General features: G+C 39.6%; 18 protein-coding genes and 1 tRNA gene. 10 read left to right on the forward strand and 9 right to left on the reverse strand.

Going from position 1 to position 16938, the window contains the following annotated elements; translation table 11 throughout:
* The 5 genes from OOZ15_RS10595 to OOZ15_RS10615 all read right to left on the reverse strand — a co-directional run bounded on the left by OOZ15_RS10595 (position 1) and on the right by OOZ15_RS10615 (position 5696).
* Positions 1–771 carry a class I SAM-dependent methyltransferase gene (locus OOZ15_RS10595; RefSeq protein WP_265956381.1) on the reverse strand — a complete coding sequence of 257 codons (771 nt, stop codon included), beginning with the start codon at positions 769–771 and terminating at the stop codon, positions 1–3.
* Between the two features lie 6 nt (positions 772–777).
* Entirely contained in the window at positions 778–1599 is an 822-nt protein-coding gene (gene map, locus OOZ15_RS10600; protein ID WP_265956382.1) for a type I methionyl aminopeptidase, read from the reverse strand.
* 336 nt (positions 1600–1935) lie between these two features.
* Positions 1936–4242 carry a M1 family metallopeptidase gene (locus OOZ15_RS10605; protein WP_265956383.1) on the reverse strand — a complete coding sequence of 769 codons (2307 nt, stop codon included), beginning with the start codon at positions 4240–4242 and terminating at the stop codon, positions 1936–1938.
* 62 nt (positions 4243–4304) lie between these two features.
* Complete coding sequence (locus OOZ15_RS10610; RefSeq protein ID WP_265956384.1) at positions 4305–4805, reverse strand: DUF6702 family protein; 501 nt, start codon at positions 4803–4805, stop codon at positions 4305–4307.
* Positions 4806–4949: 144 nt separating this feature from the next.
* Positions 4950–5696, reverse strand: coding sequence for a carboxypeptidase-like regulatory domain-containing protein (locus OOZ15_RS10615; RefSeq protein WP_265956385.1), 747 nt, complete (start codon positions 5694–5696; stop codon positions 4950–4952).
* A gap of 115 nt (positions 5697–5811) precedes the next feature.
* Here OOZ15_RS10615 and pepE point away from each other — a divergent pair, with 115 nt between their 5' ends.
* Positions 5812–6513 carry a dipeptidase PepE gene (gene pepE / locus OOZ15_RS10620; protein ID WP_265956491.1) on the forward strand — a complete coding sequence of 234 codons (702 nt, stop codon included), beginning with the start codon at positions 5812–5814 and terminating at the stop codon, positions 6511–6513.
* A 2-nt stretch (positions 6514–6515) separates the two neighbouring features.
* On the opposite strand, the gene rluF is transcribed toward pepE, so the two are convergent.
* On the reverse strand, positions 6516–7247 hold the full coding sequence (gene rluF / locus OOZ15_RS10625) for a 23S rRNA pseudouridine(2604) synthase RluF (protein ID WP_265956386.1): 732 nt from the start codon (positions 7245–7247) through the stop codon (positions 6516–6518).
* Positions 7248–7389: 142 nt separating this feature from the next.
* Positions 7390–7462, reverse strand: a tRNA-Gly gene (locus OOZ15_RS10630).
* Between the two features lie 526 nt (positions 7463–7988).
* Here OOZ15_RS10630 and OOZ15_RS10635 point away from each other — a divergent pair.
* From OOZ15_RS10635 to OOZ15_RS10655, 5 genes are all read left to right on the forward strand, one after another.
* The gene (locus OOZ15_RS10635; RefSeq protein ID WP_265956387.1) at positions 7989–8276 is read left to right on the forward strand and encodes a GNAT family N-acetyltransferase; all 288 of its coding nucleotides are present in this window, start codon (positions 7989–7991) and stop codon (positions 8274–8276) included.
* Between the two features lie 19 nt (positions 8277–8295).
* Positions 8296–8739 (forward strand): GNAT family N-acetyltransferase, encoded by a 444-nt coding sequence (locus tag OOZ15_RS10640; protein ID WP_265956388.1) that lies wholly within the window; start codon positions 8296–8298, stop codon positions 8737–8739.
* Positions 8736–9461, forward strand: a complete 726-nt coding sequence (locus OOZ15_RS10645) for a M15 family metallopeptidase (RefSeq protein WP_265956389.1) — start codon at positions 8736–8738, stop codon at positions 9459–9461. The genes OOZ15_RS10640 and OOZ15_RS10645 overlap by 4 nt, the downstream gene beginning before the upstream one ends.
* Before the next feature lie 134 nt (positions 9462–9595).
* Positions 9596–10363, forward strand: a complete 768-nt coding sequence (locus OOZ15_RS10650) for a M48 family metalloprotease (RefSeq protein ID WP_265956390.1) — start codon at positions 9596–9598, stop codon at positions 10361–10363.
* A 43-nt stretch (positions 10364–10406) separates the two neighbouring features.
* The gene (locus OOZ15_RS10655) at positions 10407–11219 is read left to right on the forward strand and encodes an SH3 domain-containing protein (protein WP_265956391.1); all 813 of its coding nucleotides are present in this window, start codon (positions 10407–10409) and stop codon (positions 11217–11219) included.
* An 84-nt stretch (positions 11220–11303) separates the two neighbouring features.
* Here OOZ15_RS10655 and OOZ15_RS10660 read toward each other — a convergent pair whose 3' ends face one another.
* Positions 11304–11705 (reverse strand): ankyrin repeat domain-containing protein, encoded by a 402-nt coding sequence (locus OOZ15_RS10660; RefSeq protein ID WP_265956392.1) that lies wholly within the window; start codon positions 11703–11705, stop codon positions 11304–11306.
* A gap of 575 nt (positions 11706–12280) precedes the next feature.
* On the opposite strand from OOZ15_RS10660, the gene gpmI reads away from it, so the two are divergent.
* The 3 genes from gpmI to OOZ15_RS10675 all read left to right on the forward strand — a co-directional run bounded on the left by gpmI (position 12281) and on the right by OOZ15_RS10675 (position 14914).
* Entirely contained in the window at positions 12281–13795 is a 1515-nt protein-coding gene (gene gpmI / locus OOZ15_RS10665) for a 2,3-bisphosphoglycerate-independent phosphoglycerate mutase (RefSeq protein WP_265956393.1), read from the forward strand.
* Positions 13796–14099: 304 nt separating this feature from the next.
* Entirely contained in the window at positions 14100–14372 is a 273-nt protein-coding gene (locus OOZ15_RS10670) for a Sec-independent protein translocase subunit TatA/TatB (protein ID WP_265956394.1), read from the forward strand.
* A gap of 2 nt (positions 14373–14374) precedes the next feature.
* Positions 14375–14914 carry a phosphatase PAP2 family protein gene (locus tag OOZ15_RS10675; RefSeq protein ID WP_265956395.1) on the forward strand — a complete coding sequence of 180 codons (540 nt, stop codon included), beginning with the start codon at positions 14375–14377 and terminating at the stop codon, positions 14912–14914.
* Here OOZ15_RS10675 and OOZ15_RS10680 read toward each other — a convergent pair.
* Positions 14907–15548 carry an O-methyltransferase gene (locus OOZ15_RS10680; RefSeq protein WP_265956396.1) on the reverse strand — a complete coding sequence of 214 codons (642 nt, stop codon included), beginning with the start codon at positions 15546–15548 and terminating at the stop codon, positions 14907–14909. The genes OOZ15_RS10675 and OOZ15_RS10680 overlap by 8 nt on opposite strands.
* 90 nt (positions 15549–15638) lie before the next feature.
* Here OOZ15_RS10680 and kynU point away from each other — a divergent pair, with 90 nt between their 5' ends.
* Positions 15639–16913, forward strand: a complete 1275-nt coding sequence (gene kynU, locus OOZ15_RS10685) for a kynureninase (protein WP_265956397.1) — start codon at positions 15639–15641, stop codon at positions 16911–16913.
* Positions 16914–16938 lie beyond the last annotated feature (25 nt).

Raw genomic sequence — 16938 nt, forward strand, 5'->3', positions numbered from 1 at the left:
TTATTCAGGCTTAAAACACACCGGAATAATTTCATTGGGATTTAAAGCATATCTTTTTACTTCTTCTTCTGAAAGTTGAGCAGGGTAGTGTGCTTCTTTTACGTCAAAACCAACACTTCTTAGTCGGTTGAAATAATCCATGCCATATACGCGCACATGATCGTATTGCCCGAAAATCTCAGCGCGTTTTTTCCGGTCAGTAATACTGTCATCTTCAAAGGTTTCCTTTCTGTTGATATCCTGAGGAATCTGAAAAACACCCCAGCCCCCGGGTTTCAGTACACGAAAGAGCTCCTGCATGGCTTTTTTATCGTCTTTGATGTGTTCCAAGACATGATTACAGAGAATAACATCATAACTATTATCTTCAAAAGGCAGCGCACAAATATCAGCTTTTACATCGGCCAAAGGAGATTCGATATCTGTGGTGGTATAATTAAGATTTTTCAATTTTTTGAAACGCTTGTAAAAAGCCTGTTCCGGGGCAAAATGAAGTAACTTCAAGGGTTTGCTGAAGAAATCCGTTTCGTTTTTCAGATAGAGCCATAACAAACGATGGCGCTCCAAAGAAAATGTTCCGGGAGCGAGCACATTGTTTCGCTGTTTTCCATATCCGTAGGGTAAAAAAGAACGGTAACTCTTCCCGTCAATAGGGTCGGTATAGGTATTGCCTTTGTAAAAGAGGATCAAAAGCGGACGGGCCCAATAGCTCAATCGTATTAAAAGAGGTCTTGGGACTGTGTTTAAAATAAATTTAAAGAGTTTTTTCAAGAAAAATTAACCGTTTACAGTTACATGATTTTTAAATTCATCTTCTTCATTACTTTCAATCCCCAAAGCGTCGTAGATATATTTAAAGGTTGAAAGTATTTCAGGTTTTCCGTCGATAAGGGCAACATCGTGTTCAAAGTGAGCACTTGGTTTTCCGTCGGCAGTAACGATGGTCCAGCCGTCTTGCAATTGCTTGATGCGGTGTGTTCCCATATTGATCATGGGCTCTATGGCAACGACCATGCCTTCGATAAATTTCTTACCGCGTCCTCTTTTACCGTAGTTAGGCATTTCTGGGTCCTCGTGCATTTCCTTTCCAACGCCATGACCTACAAGTTCTCTTACCACACCATAACCAAAGCCTTCACAATAATTCTGAATGGCATAGCCCACATCACCTACGCGATTTCCTTTTTTGAACTCACGTATACCTATGTAGAGGGATTCTTTGGTGACGTCGAGTAGTTTTTTTGTTTCAGGATCTATTTCCCCTATCTCAAAAGTATAGGCGTGATCTCCATAAAACCCGTTCTTTAAAGCACCACAATCAATGGAAACAATATCACCTTCCTCAAGAGGTGCATCGATTGGTAAACCGTGTACAACGGCCGAATTGGTACTCGTCAACAAAGTGGACGGACAGCCATACAGACCGAGAAAACCCGGTTCGGCTTGGTGATCCCTTATAAATTCCTCCGCGATCTTATCCAAATGTTTGGTAGTCACACCCGGCTTTACCTCATTGGCCAGCATCCCTAATGTTTTGGAAACAATAAGGGCGCTTTCTCTCATCAATTCAATTTCTTCGAGTGTTTTTGTAATGATCATGACATGCCTTTTTATAACAGATTGCAAAAGTAAGTATTATTTTTTACTCTTAGTGTAAATTCAGGTTTTGTATGTGGCTCCTCCCTTGTGATGAAGGAGGTGGATTCCGAAGCTATAGCGGAGGAAGACGGAGGGTTCAGAAATCCCAAACCATTGGTGAAAAATAAACGTTTTGTTTTTAAATCAAAAACTTGGGTTTGTCAAAACACCCCTTTCTCCGCCAAAGGCGGATTCATTCCCCTCTTCGTCTGAAGAGGGGAGCTAAAATTTTTATCCATTAAAAAAGCCGATTCAAAATTTGAATCGGCTTTTTAGTAATTGTTCTCACTTAAAAAATTACTCTTGAACTTTTTCCTTGAATTTCTCAAAGTCTGATTCACCTTTTTTCTCAGGCCACACATTGTTTGAGGTATCGATATCTGCTGTTTCTGCTTTTGGGTCAACAGCAATTTCTGTAATTTCTTTATCGGAAGCGATCACTCTCTTCACTTCAGCATCGTTCTTTCTCCATATTTCAACAGGATAGGTGATCGTTTCTTTAGAACCGTCTTTGTAGGTATATTCTACAATAAGTGGCATCGGAATTCCACCCGGTTTGCTGAAAGTAACTTCATAGAAGTATTTAGGAGTTTTCAAATTGGCGCGTTCCGCAGGAGTGAAATTATCCATTAAATACTCGTTAAGTGATTTAAAATTCTCCTCTTCAGATTTTTTAGCAATATCGCTGGTGTACTCTTCGCTGTCTTCAGCTACAAGGTAAACCAAAGGAGGAAGATCGGCTTCTGTCATTCCGCGTTCTTCCATCATCTGTTTAACACGTGCGTTTGGTGTTGAAGAAACGTGGTATCTTCGCACGTTTTTCACACCTATATCCACATAGTCTGTAGTATAGAACCAACCTCTCCAATACCAATCCAGATCTACTGCAGAAGCATCTTCCATAGTTCTGAAGAAGTCTTCTGGGGTTGGGTGTTTGAACATCCAACGTTGTGCATAGGTTTGGAAAGCGTGGTCGAACAACTCAGGTCCCATCACGGTTTCTCTTAGAATGTTTAATGCGGTTGCCGGTTTTCCGTAGGCATTGGCACCCAATTGGTAAACATTTTCAGGATTGGACATGATAGGAGCAATAAAATCTTGCTTCCCTTTCATATAATCTACAATTTTTGAAGGCTCACCTCTTCTGGAAGGATATTTTCCGTCAGGACCAACCGCTTGCGGATATGTTTTGGCAAATTCCTGTTCAGTTAAATATTGGCAGAAGGTATTAATCCCTTCGTCCATCCATCCCCATTGACGCTCGTCTGAGTTCACGATCATCGGGAAATAGTTGTGTCCCACTTCGTGGATAATCACACTGATCATACCGTATTTGGTTCTGTCGCTGTACGTTCCATCCTCATTCGGACGGCCGTAGTTCCAACAGATCATAGGATATTCCATCCCTTGATTCCTGGCGTGTACGGAAATCGCCTTCGGATAAGGATAAGGGAAAGTGTGCTTTGAATAGGTTTTTAATGTTTGAACCACCGCTTTTGTGGAGTATTCTTCCCAAAGCGGATTCCCTTCTTTCGAATATATGGAAACGGCCATCACGGTTTTGTTTGCACTTGTTTTCACGGCCTGCATTTCCCAAATATATTTTCTGGAAGTGGTAAACGCAAAGTCACGAACGTTTTCCGCTTTTAGCGTCCATGTTTTTTTTTCTTCGTCAATCTCTTTTTCATTTTCCCTGGCTTCTTCTTCAGTAACGATAAAAACAGGTTTATCGAACGAAGTTTTGGCTTCTTCATAACGTTCCATCATTTCTTTAGAAAGCACATCTTTCGGATTTTGAAGTACCCCGGTTCCGTCCAAAATGTGATCGGCCGGTACAGTGATGTTTACTTCGTAATTTCCAAAAGGCAATGCAAATTCACCGCTTCCCCAAAACTGGTGGTTTTGCCATCCTTCAACATCGTTGTATACCGCCATACGAGGGAAGAATTGTGCGATGACATAATTATTGTTTCCGTTTTCTTCAAAGTGCTCATAACCACTACGGGCCCTGTCCACAATGTGATTGTTTACATTATACCACCATTTGATTTTGAAAGAATATTTTTCTCCCGACTCCAAAGGCTTCGGGATATTCACACGCATCATGGTCTGGTTGATAATATAAGGAATGTCGTTTCCTTTGTTGTCTTTTACATATTCGATATTAAAACCACCGTCGAAAGGTTGTTTATAGTATTTACTGGCAAAACGCCCCACTTCTTCAGCAGGGGGCACCCCATTTCCATTCCTTAATGGAGCTTTGGAGTCTTTTGTCCTTACATTTTGATCCAGTTGTACCCACAAGAATTCCAATTTGTCGGGGGAATTATTTGTATAGGTAATGGTTTCTTCTCCGTAGAGTTTTTGTGTTTTGTCGTCCAACTCAATGTCCATTTTATAATCAGCTTGCTGTTGATAATAAGCCGCTCCGGGAGCTCCTGAAGCTGTACGATACATGTTCGGAGTTGCAAACTCGTCATAGAGTTGCCTGAATTTGTTTGTGTTGACGTGGCCCTGCTCACGTTCTTCCTCTTGGTTTTCCTGAGCGAAAACACTAAAAGAAAGGAGGCAAAAGGCTGCCAATAGGTAGTTTAACTTATGCATATTTGTTTAGAAATGAATTAGGTTTGAAAAATAAATAAAATGTATGTTTCATCGCTTGAAAGTTACAAATTTAACAAAGCTTTATCATTTTCCCGGATCAACATGAAACTTCTTTTTTTCCCATTGATGTTGGTGTGGACTACATTTTGCTGTTCGGGGAATATTTCAAATAAAACTTTGTTCTGAATGCTTATCTTTTTCAGGGCTTCGGAATCGACATTCTGAATCTCCAAATAACATTTCATGACATCAACGTCATATTCTTTTCCAATAAAGTTGAATGTTGCCTGTTCACCATTGATAGTAATGATAAACTTGTCGTTCAAATATTTTTCAATGTAGAAATCGACATTTTTCAGTTCTTTTTCTGTCATTAACTGCGGATCGATTGCATAGCGTTCTTTCAACAGCTTTTCAAAATCATCTATAAAATAACGCGATGTGATCTGTATGGAATGATGTTTTTCAGAATAAACCATATCAGTAACGCTCACATAAAATTTATGAACGTGTGTAAAACTGAACAGTGAAACGATAAAAAGAATTAAAATATATTTTTTCATTGATTTTCCAATTCGTTTATGGTTCGAAACTCCTCGCTTTTTGTTTCAAGAAATTGTAAAATTTCTAAGGTGTGTTGATCTTGAATTTATGGCTGAATCAGTTGTCCAAAAATATAAAAAGAATGGGGAAGGAACTATAAAAAGTTAGTTCCTGGTTGTTTTTTGGACTTTATAATTTTTGCTTTCATTGACCAAAAAATCGATCAGTTCAAATTCACGGTCCTTCTTCAGTAAGGTTTGTGAAGGCAGACGATCGTCCAGATAATAAAGGAATTCATCAATTTGTTCTTGTGGAATCTTAAGATCCACGACAAAAAATTCATCATCATAAACTTGCCGGAGTACTTGGCTGGGGCGTAGTTCGATAGTGTTGTCTTTTTCTTTTTTAGATTTAAAAAGTGCTTTGAAAATATTGACAAAATTAACCCCGTATTGCATGCCTTGCTGGTATTCCGGTAACGCATAATTGACCACCGGGGTAGCTTTGTCCTTTTCATATACCACCTCTTTAAACTCTTCTTCCTTGAGTTTGATAAAGGCTTCTTCGTTTTCTGGTGAAACCACTACTTCGTCCAGCTCGGTTACTTTTTCATTCACTTCAACCACCAAGCGGTTGTTAGTCAGTATTTCCTGGGTGATTTCCACAGTTCTGAGTTGGTAGTTCAAGGAGGTAAAAACGAGTTCGTCGCCTTCATTCACCAAAATTTCAAATTCGCCATCATCGTTAGTGACAGTAGCACGCTCCGTATTGAGATTGATCACATTTTGGTTGGGTACATTGGAATTTCGATACAAAACTTTACCTCTCAAAAGTACGGGGTCTGTGTCTTGGGCATTCATGGCCATTGGTAGTACCATGATAAAAAGTAATATAAAAGCAGATATTCGCATATATTTTGTTTCTTGTGGTTAAAGAAATTACAATGTACCGACATTAAAAAGGGAACGGTTGGTAAACTTTTGTTAAAACAAGTTCAGTGTAATTATTAAATTTACAAAAAAAATGATGAGAAAATTAATAATTGCGAGTACTTCTACGGTTTACGGCAGTGGGTATTTGGAATACATTTTGCCGGAGTTGGAAAACTTTTTTCAAGAAGTTGAAGAAGTTGTTTTCATCCCTTATGCCCGTCCGGGTGGAATTTCTCATGATGAATATACTGCCATTGCACAAAAGGGGTTTGCCAGAATCAATAAGAAAATAGTAGGGTTGCATACTTTTAAAGATCCTGAAAAGGCTTTAAAAAAAGCTGAGGCTGTATTTACCGGAGGTGGAAACACCTTTTTGCTGGTCACACAACTGTATAAACTAAAGTTGATGCCTGTGTTGCGTGAACGAATTTATGAAGGAATGCGTTATTTCGGAACCAGTGCAGGTGCCAATATTACCGGATTGACCATGCAGACCACCAACGATATGCCTATTGTTTATCCACCGAGCTTTAAAACCCTGGGAGCAGTACCTTTTAATATCAATCCGCATTATATCGACCCTGTTGAAGGGGCGAAACATATGGGTGAAACCCGGGAAACCCGTATCAAGGAATTTCATAAAATCAACACTGAGCCTGTTATCGGACTCCGTGAAGGAAGCTGGCTGGAAGTAACCGGCGATCGAATCGTTTTAAAAGGAACCTATAAAGCCCGTGTCTTCGAACAAAACAAAGTGCCTTATGAAATAGTGAGGGGGAGTGTGGTGGAGTTGTAATCTCAACCTTTATACACTTTGGTAGACGAAGCCGTCAAACGGTTCAAATCCTTTAATTCTTTTTCAGTGATATAACGCCATTGTCCCACAGGAACATCGAGGGAGATGTTCATGATCCGGATGCGTTTCAGTTTGACAACTTTATATCCCAAATACTCACACATCCTTCGGATTTGCCTGTTCAAACCTTGGGTAAGGATGATTTTGAAGGTGTTAGCCCCTATTTTTTCAACATGGCATTTTCGAGTGACAGTATCCAAAATAGGGATGCCGTTGCCCATGCGTTTTACAAAATCAGGAGTGACGGTTTTGTTTACCGTGACGATATATTCTTTTTCGTGATTGTTGCGCGCACGAAGGATCTTGTTCACGATATCCCCGTCGTTGGTCAAAAAAATAAGTCCTTCACTGGGTTTGTCCAAGCGTCCGATAGGGAAAATGCGCTTGGGATAGTTGATAAAATCGATGATATTGTTTTTCTCCACACGGGTATCGGTGGTACAAACAATGCCCACGGGTTTGTTAAAAGCCAAATAAACAAAATCATCTTTGGGTTCTGAGATGAGTTTACCGTCCACACGGACTTCATCATCAGCACTTATTTTTGTACCCATTTCCGGAATTTCCCCGTTGATGGTCACCCGTTTTTGTTGGATAAGTTTGTCAGCTTCCCTGCGGGAACAGTAGCCCGCTTCACTCAGGTATTTATTGATTCTTGTTAATTGCTTTTCCATGGCTTGTAATCCCCGTCAAAGATAAGTAAATCATAGAATTTCCTATTTACCTCTTCCGCCTTAGGCGGATCAGAACTGCCATTTTCGGCAGTTCTGGGTGAGGCAAAAAAAAGCCTAACGAAATATGGTTAGGCTTTTAAAGAGCGGGAGGCGAGGTTCGAACTCGCGACATTCAGCTTGGAAGGCTGACGCTCTACCAACTGAGCTACTCCCGCATATTATCCAAAATCCAGACTTGTGAATTTTGAATTATTTTTTTTCAATAAAACTCACAGTGTTTTCAGCTTGGATCCGCCCGAGGCGGACTACCAACTGAGCTACTCCCGCATATTATCCAAAATCCGGACTTGTGAATTTTGAATTATTTTTTTTCAATAAAACTCGCGGTGTTTTCAGCTTGGATCCGCCTCAGGCTACCTCCCGATGGCTATCGGGATGAGCTACTCCCGCGTTTTTTTTATTAGTGGAGGCAAATATAATTAAACTCTTATTTTCTTTCCAAATAAAATGCCAATTTTAATTATTATCAACTAATAGTGCCCAAAACGTTTTCTTATGTTTTTATCGTCAGCCTAGATTTTTTTGGCTTGGTTTATCCTGAGCGTAGCCGAAGGGTTTTTTCATCAATGAATTGCACAGCAATCATGAACACCTATAAAACAATAAAAAGAGGTGAATAAAAAAATGAACATATGACTTTTTAAAGATTTGTTCTACCTTTATCGTGATAAACATAGAGAGATGGCAATTCAGGTTCAACAGGAGGCTTCAGCAAGCAAAGGCCGCTATTTTGTGGAAGAAAAAGGAAAAATATTGGCAGAAATGACCTATTCGGTTGCCGGTAGCGATAAGATTATTATCGATCATACCGATGTGGATGATTCCTTACGCGGAAAAGGAGTGGGGCAGCAAATGGTAAAACAAGCGGTAGATGATGCCCGGGAAAACAATATAAAAATCCTTCCGCTGTGTCCGTTTGCAAAGTCACAGTTTGATAAGCATCCTGAATATGCTGATGTATTGGTCTAACGAATAAACTTCTTTCCTTTTGTATAACGTAAAAGAAATCACTTCCGAAGAAGCCCATGTGGTAAGACATCCGGTGTTACGGCCGGGAAAACCTTTTGAAACAGCCATATTTCCCGAGGATGTTTTAGATGGAACGTTTCACGTGGGGATTTTAAATGACGGGAAGCCGGTAGGAACCATGAGTATGATCAGAAAAAACAATTCCCAATTGGAAGCTGAAAATGCCTATCAGTTAAGGGGAATGGCAATCCTTCATGAACACCAGCGCAAAGGCCTGGGGGAGATGATTGTACAAAAAGCCGAAGAAATGGTACTCGAAAAAGGAGGAACTTTAATTTGGTTGAATGCCCGCGAAGTAGCTTTAGGGTTTTATAAAAAAATGGGTTATGAAATAAGCGGAGATGAGTTTATGGTACCGGGAATCGGTCTACATTTTTTAATGTTTAAAAATTTAAATTTATGATATATAAAAGGTTTTTGTTTGGTGTAGTGCTTTGTCTGTTGTGCTTTTCCGCAGGAAATGTAGTAGCACAAGAAACCTATTCCGAAGCGATTTTAATAGGAAAAGGTACGCCTGATTTACATGGGGAAGGTATAGGTTTGCAAAAAGAAGCCTATGACGCTTTTCTGAAAATGAGAGCGGCGGCAAAAAAAGAAGGAATCGAAATAAAAGTGGTCTCGGGATACAGGAATTTCAATCGGCAAAAAGCGATTTTTGAACGAAAATATAAGCGATATACCGCTGACGGATTGTCCCCGGAAGCTGCTATTGATAAAATTGTCGAATATTCAACCATTCCGGGGACTTCCAGACATCATTGGGGAACAGATATCGATATTATTGATAACGCAGCCGGGATAAATAAAAATGTGTTGGATCCCGATAAATTTGTAGGGAACGGACCGTTTTGTGAGTTAAGGGAATGGCTGGAGGAACACGCCAATAGCTTCGGCTTCTATATCGTGTATACCGATGCCCCGGATCGAAAAGGGTTTAAGTACGAACCCTGGCACTATAGCTATGCCCCTATTTCCAAACCGATGTTAAGAGCCTATAAAAAATTGGATGTTAAAAGTATTTTGGTAGGAGAGCAACTCTTGGGAAGCGAACATCTTTCTTCCGAATTTATGGAGGCTTATATCAAAAACAATATTCTGGATATCAATCCGGAGTTAAAAGATTGAAATCGTTTAAATTTTTTTGATTGAAACAAAAAAGCCTTCATCTGGGGAGAAAAGATCATTTCGCAGCCAATTGGAGAAAGTTTAAATGAGTTCATTGAGTTTTTTTGTAAATTTAGGACGTCATAAATAAGATCATGTTAGGCAAAAGTAGAATCCGGCTGTTCATTGGTATAGCCATTGCGTTATTCGCAGTTTTCAAATATTGTTCTTCCAAGGAAACCAATCCGTACACGGGAAAAGAACAACACATTTCATTAACTCCCGATGAAGAGATAGCCATAGGTTTACAGAGTGCGCCACAAATGGCACAACAGCACGGGGGCTTGCATCCCGATAGTAAATATCAGGCTTTTGTCGATGCTGTTGGCGAGAAATTAGTTCGAAACAGTGTTGCGTCACAAACACCATATCAATTTGATTTTCACTTGTTGGCCGATCCGGAGGTTATCAATGCTTTTGCGCTTCCCGGTGGACAAGTATTTATTACTTATGCCTTGTTTTCTAAGTTGGAAAATGAAGATCAGCTGGCAGGGGTGTTGGGGCATGAAATAGGGCATGTCATCGGAAGGCATTCAGCCAATCAGATTTCACAACAAGGACTTACTCAAGGGATATTGAGTGGAGTGGCTGTAGGAAGTGAAAGCCAAGCTGCTATACAAATGGCTGCGGTAATCGCTAATGTGATCAATATGAAATACGGTCGCGAGGATGAATTGGAAAGTGATGATCTGGGGGTGAGGCTTATGGTAAAATCGGCTTACAATCCGCAGGAAATGATAGGGGTGATGCAAATCCTCAAGGCAGCAGCCGGGCCAAACAGGGTTCCCGAGTTTCAAAGTACGCATCCCGATCCGGAAAATCGAATTCAAAAAATAAAAGAAGCCATTGCAAAATATCAATAAAAAGTTTTTATTCACTCCCAACATCTAATTTAAACCTATAACTATGCGAACACTACTACTCATTTTTTTGTTTACAACGGTTGTTTATGGTCAAGAACGGATATACCACAGTCTTTATGAGGGGCATTCAGCTTTTGAAATAGGCAAAACCTATTCCCTTTATGGCAATGATATAAAATTCAGAACACTTCCTTCTACAGATTCTGAAGTGATTAGCTTACTTAAAATTGGTGAAGAAGTGGAAATACTGGAAAAGACTGACGAGTTGTTAAAATATAACGGGATAGACTCACCTTTTTATAAAGTGAAATATAATGGTAAAGAAGGTTATATTTTGGGAGGTCTGATTTCGTTGGAAAAGAAAATTTTGGGGAATTCCACTTATCTTTTTGCATATAAGAAAGAAAAAGGCAATACCCGGCCTTTTCTCCTCATTCGTCATGTTGATGAAAAAGGAGAATACACAGAAACTGTTTCTGAACTGTACACCGATCATCAGTTTTCAATTGAATTGTACGACAACAGGGGCGTTGAGGGGATTAAAAATATTATGTACGTGAGCTATATGGCAGAAGCTTGTGGTGTAGATGGTGGCGGCATCTATTATTTTCGGTTGGACAAAGAACTGAAAGAGGTTTTTAGAGTAACACAGGTGGGTGATGCCGGAGTGTACTCGTTTGTTGAAACTTTGACTTTTCCTTCAGATAAAGAAGGGGTAAAAGGAAAGATCATTTACAACAAAAGTGTATGGGAGTCGGATGAAGAAGAAACATGGTATAATCAACGTACAACCTATCGACAATTACGGTGGGAGAACGGAGAAATCGTGCCGAAGGAGGACGAAGATAGATTGTAAAAAGTATATTAAATTAAAAATCCCGCCTTGAGCGGGATTTTTTTTGGTGGCTAAACCAAATAATTAAATTCTGAGATCATTTGATCATGAATTTAATGCTTTTTCCAAAATTGCTTTGGCATCGGTAGCGTTGGACAATTCGGCATACTTTACGGCTGTAAAACCTTGTTTTGTACTTTTAGCCTTTAAATCGGCTCCCTTGTCGATCAACAGCTTTAAAATGTCCACCCGGTTGAATTTTGCCGCATACATGGCTGGTGTTAATCCGTTTGATTTTTCATTTACATCAGCGCCAAGCTCGATAAGTTTTTTTACGGTTTCAAGATCTCCCTTTACGATAGACATACAGAAAGGCGAGATGTTTGCTGGAACTGTAAATGTTGAAACATTTGATGATGTTTCAAGTGCTTTTTCGTTTTTTGATGTGTTCGCAAATGTAACTCCTACAGTTAGGAGTAATGCGGTTAAAAATGCTAATTTTTTCATAAAAATTTAATTTTTGGTTCCTATTAAGAAGACGCCCTATTTTGAGGAATGTTTCAGTATTTTTTTCGGTTTAACGAATATTTAACTTCTAGGTGTGAATTTTAGTCTATTTGTTAATGATAGGTCATATTTAGTTTGTTTTTGGGTTACCAAATTGAAGATTTGTGAAGCTTCTCACAAACCTCTGATTCCCTTTTACTATGAAAATTTATAGTATTATCTTTGACCTAGAATACAGAGCATATGAAACGAATATGAATTTTTTAATCATTTGTTTTTTGTGCATATATGATTGAACTCATCTTGACTTTTATGATTGAAGTGAAAGATGATAATTTTTGTTCCATATGAAGGCTTTTTTGAGCCGCATAGCCATAGCTACGTGGAGAGAAAAAGACAAATATGGGGCAAAAAGAACATTTTTTTAACCAATTAGGAGAAGTCAAGATGAGTTCATTAATAAAATTTATGTGAGCCTGCCTGCCGGCATAGACAGGAGCGCAGCGGTTCCACATGTGCAACATCCCGAAACTTTGGGATTGCACATTTTGACCATTGCAAAAAAATTAAACAAAATGAACAAAAAAGTTATACTGATGATTTTGGACGGTTGGGGAAAATCGCCGGATCCAAAAATTTCTGCAATTGAAAAAGCAAGTACACCTTTTATAGATTCCTTGTATAAAAAATATCCCAATGCCGATTTGTTGACCGACGGGATGAATGTCGGACTTCCGGAAGGGCAAATGGGAAACAGTGAGGTAGGCCACATGAATTTGGGCGCCGGTAGGATTGTTTACCAAGATTTGGCCAAGATCAATATGGCTGTGGAAAATAAAACCCTTGCTGATGAAGAGGAGCTCAAAAAAGCTTTTGAATACGCCAAGGCGAATGATAAAAAAGTACATTTTCTAGGCTTGTTGAGTGACGGAGGGGTACATTCACATATCAACCACATAAAAGGTTTGTTGGATGCTTCTCATGCTTATGATCTCGATAAAGTATATGTGCACGCGTTTACCGATGGTCGTGATGTGGATCCGAAAAGTGGTAAAGGCTTTATTGAAGACATTCAGAAACATTGTGAAAAGACAAATGCGAAATTGGCTTCTGTCATCGGGAGATATTATGCGATGGATAGGGATAAACGCTGGGAACGTGTTAAACTGGCCTATGATCTTGTTGTAAACGGACAGGGAGCAAAATATACTGATGCAGCACAGGCTGTTCAAGATAGTTATGACGACGGAGTTACCGATGAATTCATTAAGCCGGTTGTATTGGAAGAAAATGGTAACCCTATTGCCAAAATTGAAGACGACGATGTAGTGATATTTTTCAACTTCAGAACAGATAGAGGGCGTCAATTAACACAAGCATTATCCCAGGAAGATTTTCATGAACAGAACATGCATAAGCTTAATCTGTATTATGTGACCATGACCAATTATGACGAATCTTTCCAAGGAGTGCATGTGGTGTATAAGAAAGATAATATCATTGATACTTTAGGTGAAGTAATTTCCAAAGCGGGCAAACAACAAATTCGTATCGCGGAAACGGAAAAATATCCACATGTTACCTTTTTCTTTAACGGGGGGCGTGAAGAACCGTTTGATGGTGAAAAACGATTGTTGTGTCCATCGCCAAAAGTGGCGACCTATGATCTGCAACCGGAGATGAGCGCATATGATATTCGTGATGCTATTATCTCCGAACTTGAAAAAGAAGAGGTAGGCTTTGTGTGTTTGAATTTTGCCAATCCGGATATGGTTGGGCACACAGGGGTTATGGAAGCAGCTGTTAAGGCATGTGAAGTGGTAGATGAATGTGCCAAAGATGTGATCACAACAGCTTCAGAACATGGCTATACTACGATTGTGATTGCCGATCACGGAAATTGCGACACCATGATCAACCCGGATGGAAGTCCGAATACGGCACATACCACCAATCCGGTGCCTTTGATTTTGGTTGATGAGGACATCAAAAAAATCAAAGATGGAATTTTGGGTGATATTGCTCCTACGATTTTAAATTTGATGGGCATTGAACAACCTGAAGCCATGACCAGACATACATTGGTATAGTGCTGAGTATAAAGGAGGCATCTAAAAAATCTTAAAAGCCTTTGTCACACTGATCCTGTCGAAGTGTAGTGTAATGAAAATTAAATTGTCTTCGACAGGCCTGCCTGACGGTAGGCAGGCTCAGACTGACAAATCGAATACGTTAAGGGCTTTTTAGATAGCCTCATTTTGGTTTAAGGTCATTCCAACAATGTGTTAAAACCGAAAAATCTTTTTCTTTTTTGGTGGGAAACTTCATTATATTTGTATAATCCTATTGCCTAAGCATTGGCTTAATGTAAAGGGATGAAAAAGGGAAGAAATTATGTTTTTATTTATTAGCGGAGTAGAGATTGTATTCATCCTATTTATAGTAGTGATGGTTTTTGGTGCGGATAGACTTCCTGAAATAGCGAGAGGATTAGGGAAAGGTATGCGTCAACTTAAGGATGCAACCGAAGAAGTTAAATCCGAGATACAAAAAACGGCAACAAAAAACGGAATCGATACAGATATCACCAAGGATATAAAAGATGAGGTTGGGAAAGTAAAAGACGAGATCGAAGAGTTTGGTGGTTCTGTAAAACGTAAATTGTAATAATGGACAAACTCCTGGAATACGACCGGGATTTACTTGTTTTCTTCAATCACTTAGGGAGTGCAGATTACGACAATTTCTGGAAGTTCGTTACCCAAATACAAGTCTGGATACCACTTTTTCTCCTATTTGCTTTTCTGATCTACAAAACATATAAAAATCAGCAGGTTTATAAAAAACTCTTGTTTACTGTCTTGGTTTCTTTCACCACATGGATAGTAACCGAACTTATTAAAACTGTTGTCCGCCGACCGAGGCCTATTTGGAATGAATCCCTTTCCGATTCGTTAAGGGTTTTAATCGAACCGACTTCCTTCAGCTTTTTTTCAGGACATGCGTCCAGTTCCTTTGCCCTGACCACATTTGTGGTTTTGATTATCAGAAAAAAGTATAAATGGGCATCGCTATTTTACATCTGGCCCTTGCTTTTCTCTTTCAGTAGAATGTATTTCGGAGTACATTATCCTTCGGATATTCTAGCAGGCGCATTTGTCGGGGTTTTGATCGCGGTTTTGTATTATAAAATCGTAAAGCTTAAATAACCCTGGACAAAGTCAACCCATCACGGATGGGGAGTAACACGGTTTCCACACGAGGATCTTCTTTTAATTTTTTATTGTATTTGATCAACTCCTGCGTATCCACATCGTTTTCCTTTATTTCTTCAACAACTTTTCCGCTCCACAACACATTATCAGATAAAATAAGACCTCCGGGATTCATTTTTTCAATGATTATATCAAAATAGTTGCTGTAATTACTCTTGTCGGCATCGATAAAAACGAGGTCGAATTTTAGGTCGATTTTTGGGATGATCTTTAAGGCATTTCCGGTGTGTTGGATAATTTGATCGCCGTATCCACTTTTGTCGAAATAACGTCGTTGCAAGTCGTGAAGTTCTTCATTGATATCAATAGTGTGCAAAACGCCATTTTTGGAAAGCCCTTCTGCCATACAAAGTGCAGAATACCCGGTATAAGTTCCAATTTCCAAAATAGCTTTAGGGGAAGTGATTTTTGACAAGAGACTCAGCACCCTACCTTGAAAATGTCCGCTCAACATTCGTGGTTGCAATACCTTCAAATGGGTTTCCCTGGAGAGTTCCTTAAGTATTTCCGGTTCGTCTTCGGAATGACGGGTAACGTAATCTTCGATAACTTCAGACAAAAAATGCATAGGTTATGATTTTGAGATGTTTTACAAAAATAAGCAAGCCTGTATGATATTGCTAGTCAAATTGTATTTTTGCTGAAAACCATTCAGTACATGCAATTCAAAAACACAAGGGATTTTGCTTTCAACCTTGATAAGCAAGACCGATTGAGGTCGTATAAAAACGAGTTTATCTTTCCGAAAATCAATGGGAAGGAAGTCATTTATTTTACCGGAAATTCTTTAGGACTGCAACCGAAACGAACAAAAGAGTATGTTGGTGAGGTGATGAACGATTGGGGCGAACTTGCCGTTGAAGGGCATTTCAAGGCAAAAAAACCTTGGTGGGATTATCATGAGCAATTGGCTGAACCCTTGTCGAAAGTAGTAGGGGCACAAGCTCAAGAAGTAACGGTGATGAACACTTTGACGGTGAACCTGCATTTGTTGATGGTTTCTTTTTACCGCCCTTCCGGAAAACGTTATAAGATTCTTTGTGAAGAAAAAGCCTTTCCGTCAGATCAATATATGCTGGCGAGTCAGGTAAAGTTCCACGGATATGATCCAAAAGATGCTATTGTGGAGGTGAAAAAACGGGAAGGGGAGCATTTTTGGCGAACGGAGGACATTCTTGCTAAAATTGATGAGGTTGGCGATGAACTGGCCTTGGTGTTGATGGGAGGTGTTAATTATTACAACGGACAGGTACTTGACATGAAAGCCATCACCCAAAAAGGCAAAGAAACCGGTGCTTTTGTGGGTTGGGATTTGGCACATGCCGTTGGTAATGTAAAACTGGAATTGCATGATTGGGATGCCGATTTTGCGGCTTGGTGCAGTTATAAATACATGAATAGTGGTCCCGGAAATGCATCGGGTATTTTTGTAAATGAAAAACATTTGAATAGGAAAGATATCCCCCGATTTGAAGGCTGGTGGGGAACAAAAAAAAAAACCCGGTTTTTGATGGAACCTGAATTTGACCCTATGCCGAATGCTGAGGCTTGGCAAGTGAGTAATATTCCGGTGATGTCGGTGGCACCTTATTTGGCTTCCCTGACCTTGTTTGATGAGGTGGGGATGGATGCTTTGATTGAAAAGAGTAAGCTGCTTACAGCATATCTGGAGTTTGTGCTCCGCGAAATTGATAAGGAAATAGGAGAAGAAAACGTATTTGAAATCATAACTCCTGAAGACAGAGGTTGCCAATTATCGGTGTTTTTACACGGGCACGGAAAAGCCCTGTTCGATTACCTGATGGAAAATGGAGCGGTAACTGATTGGCGCGAGCCCAATGTGATACGCCTGGCACCAACACCTTTTTACAATTCCTTTGAAGAAATGTATGAGTTCGGTCAGGTTTTGAAGCGGGGGATATTAGAAGCTTAAAACAATATCTTGAAGGATACTTTTC

The sequence above is a fragment of the Galbibacter kalidii genome, assembly GCF_026241135.1.
GTDB lineage: Bacteria > Bacteroidota > Bacteroidia > Flavobacteriales > Flavobacteriaceae > Galbibacter.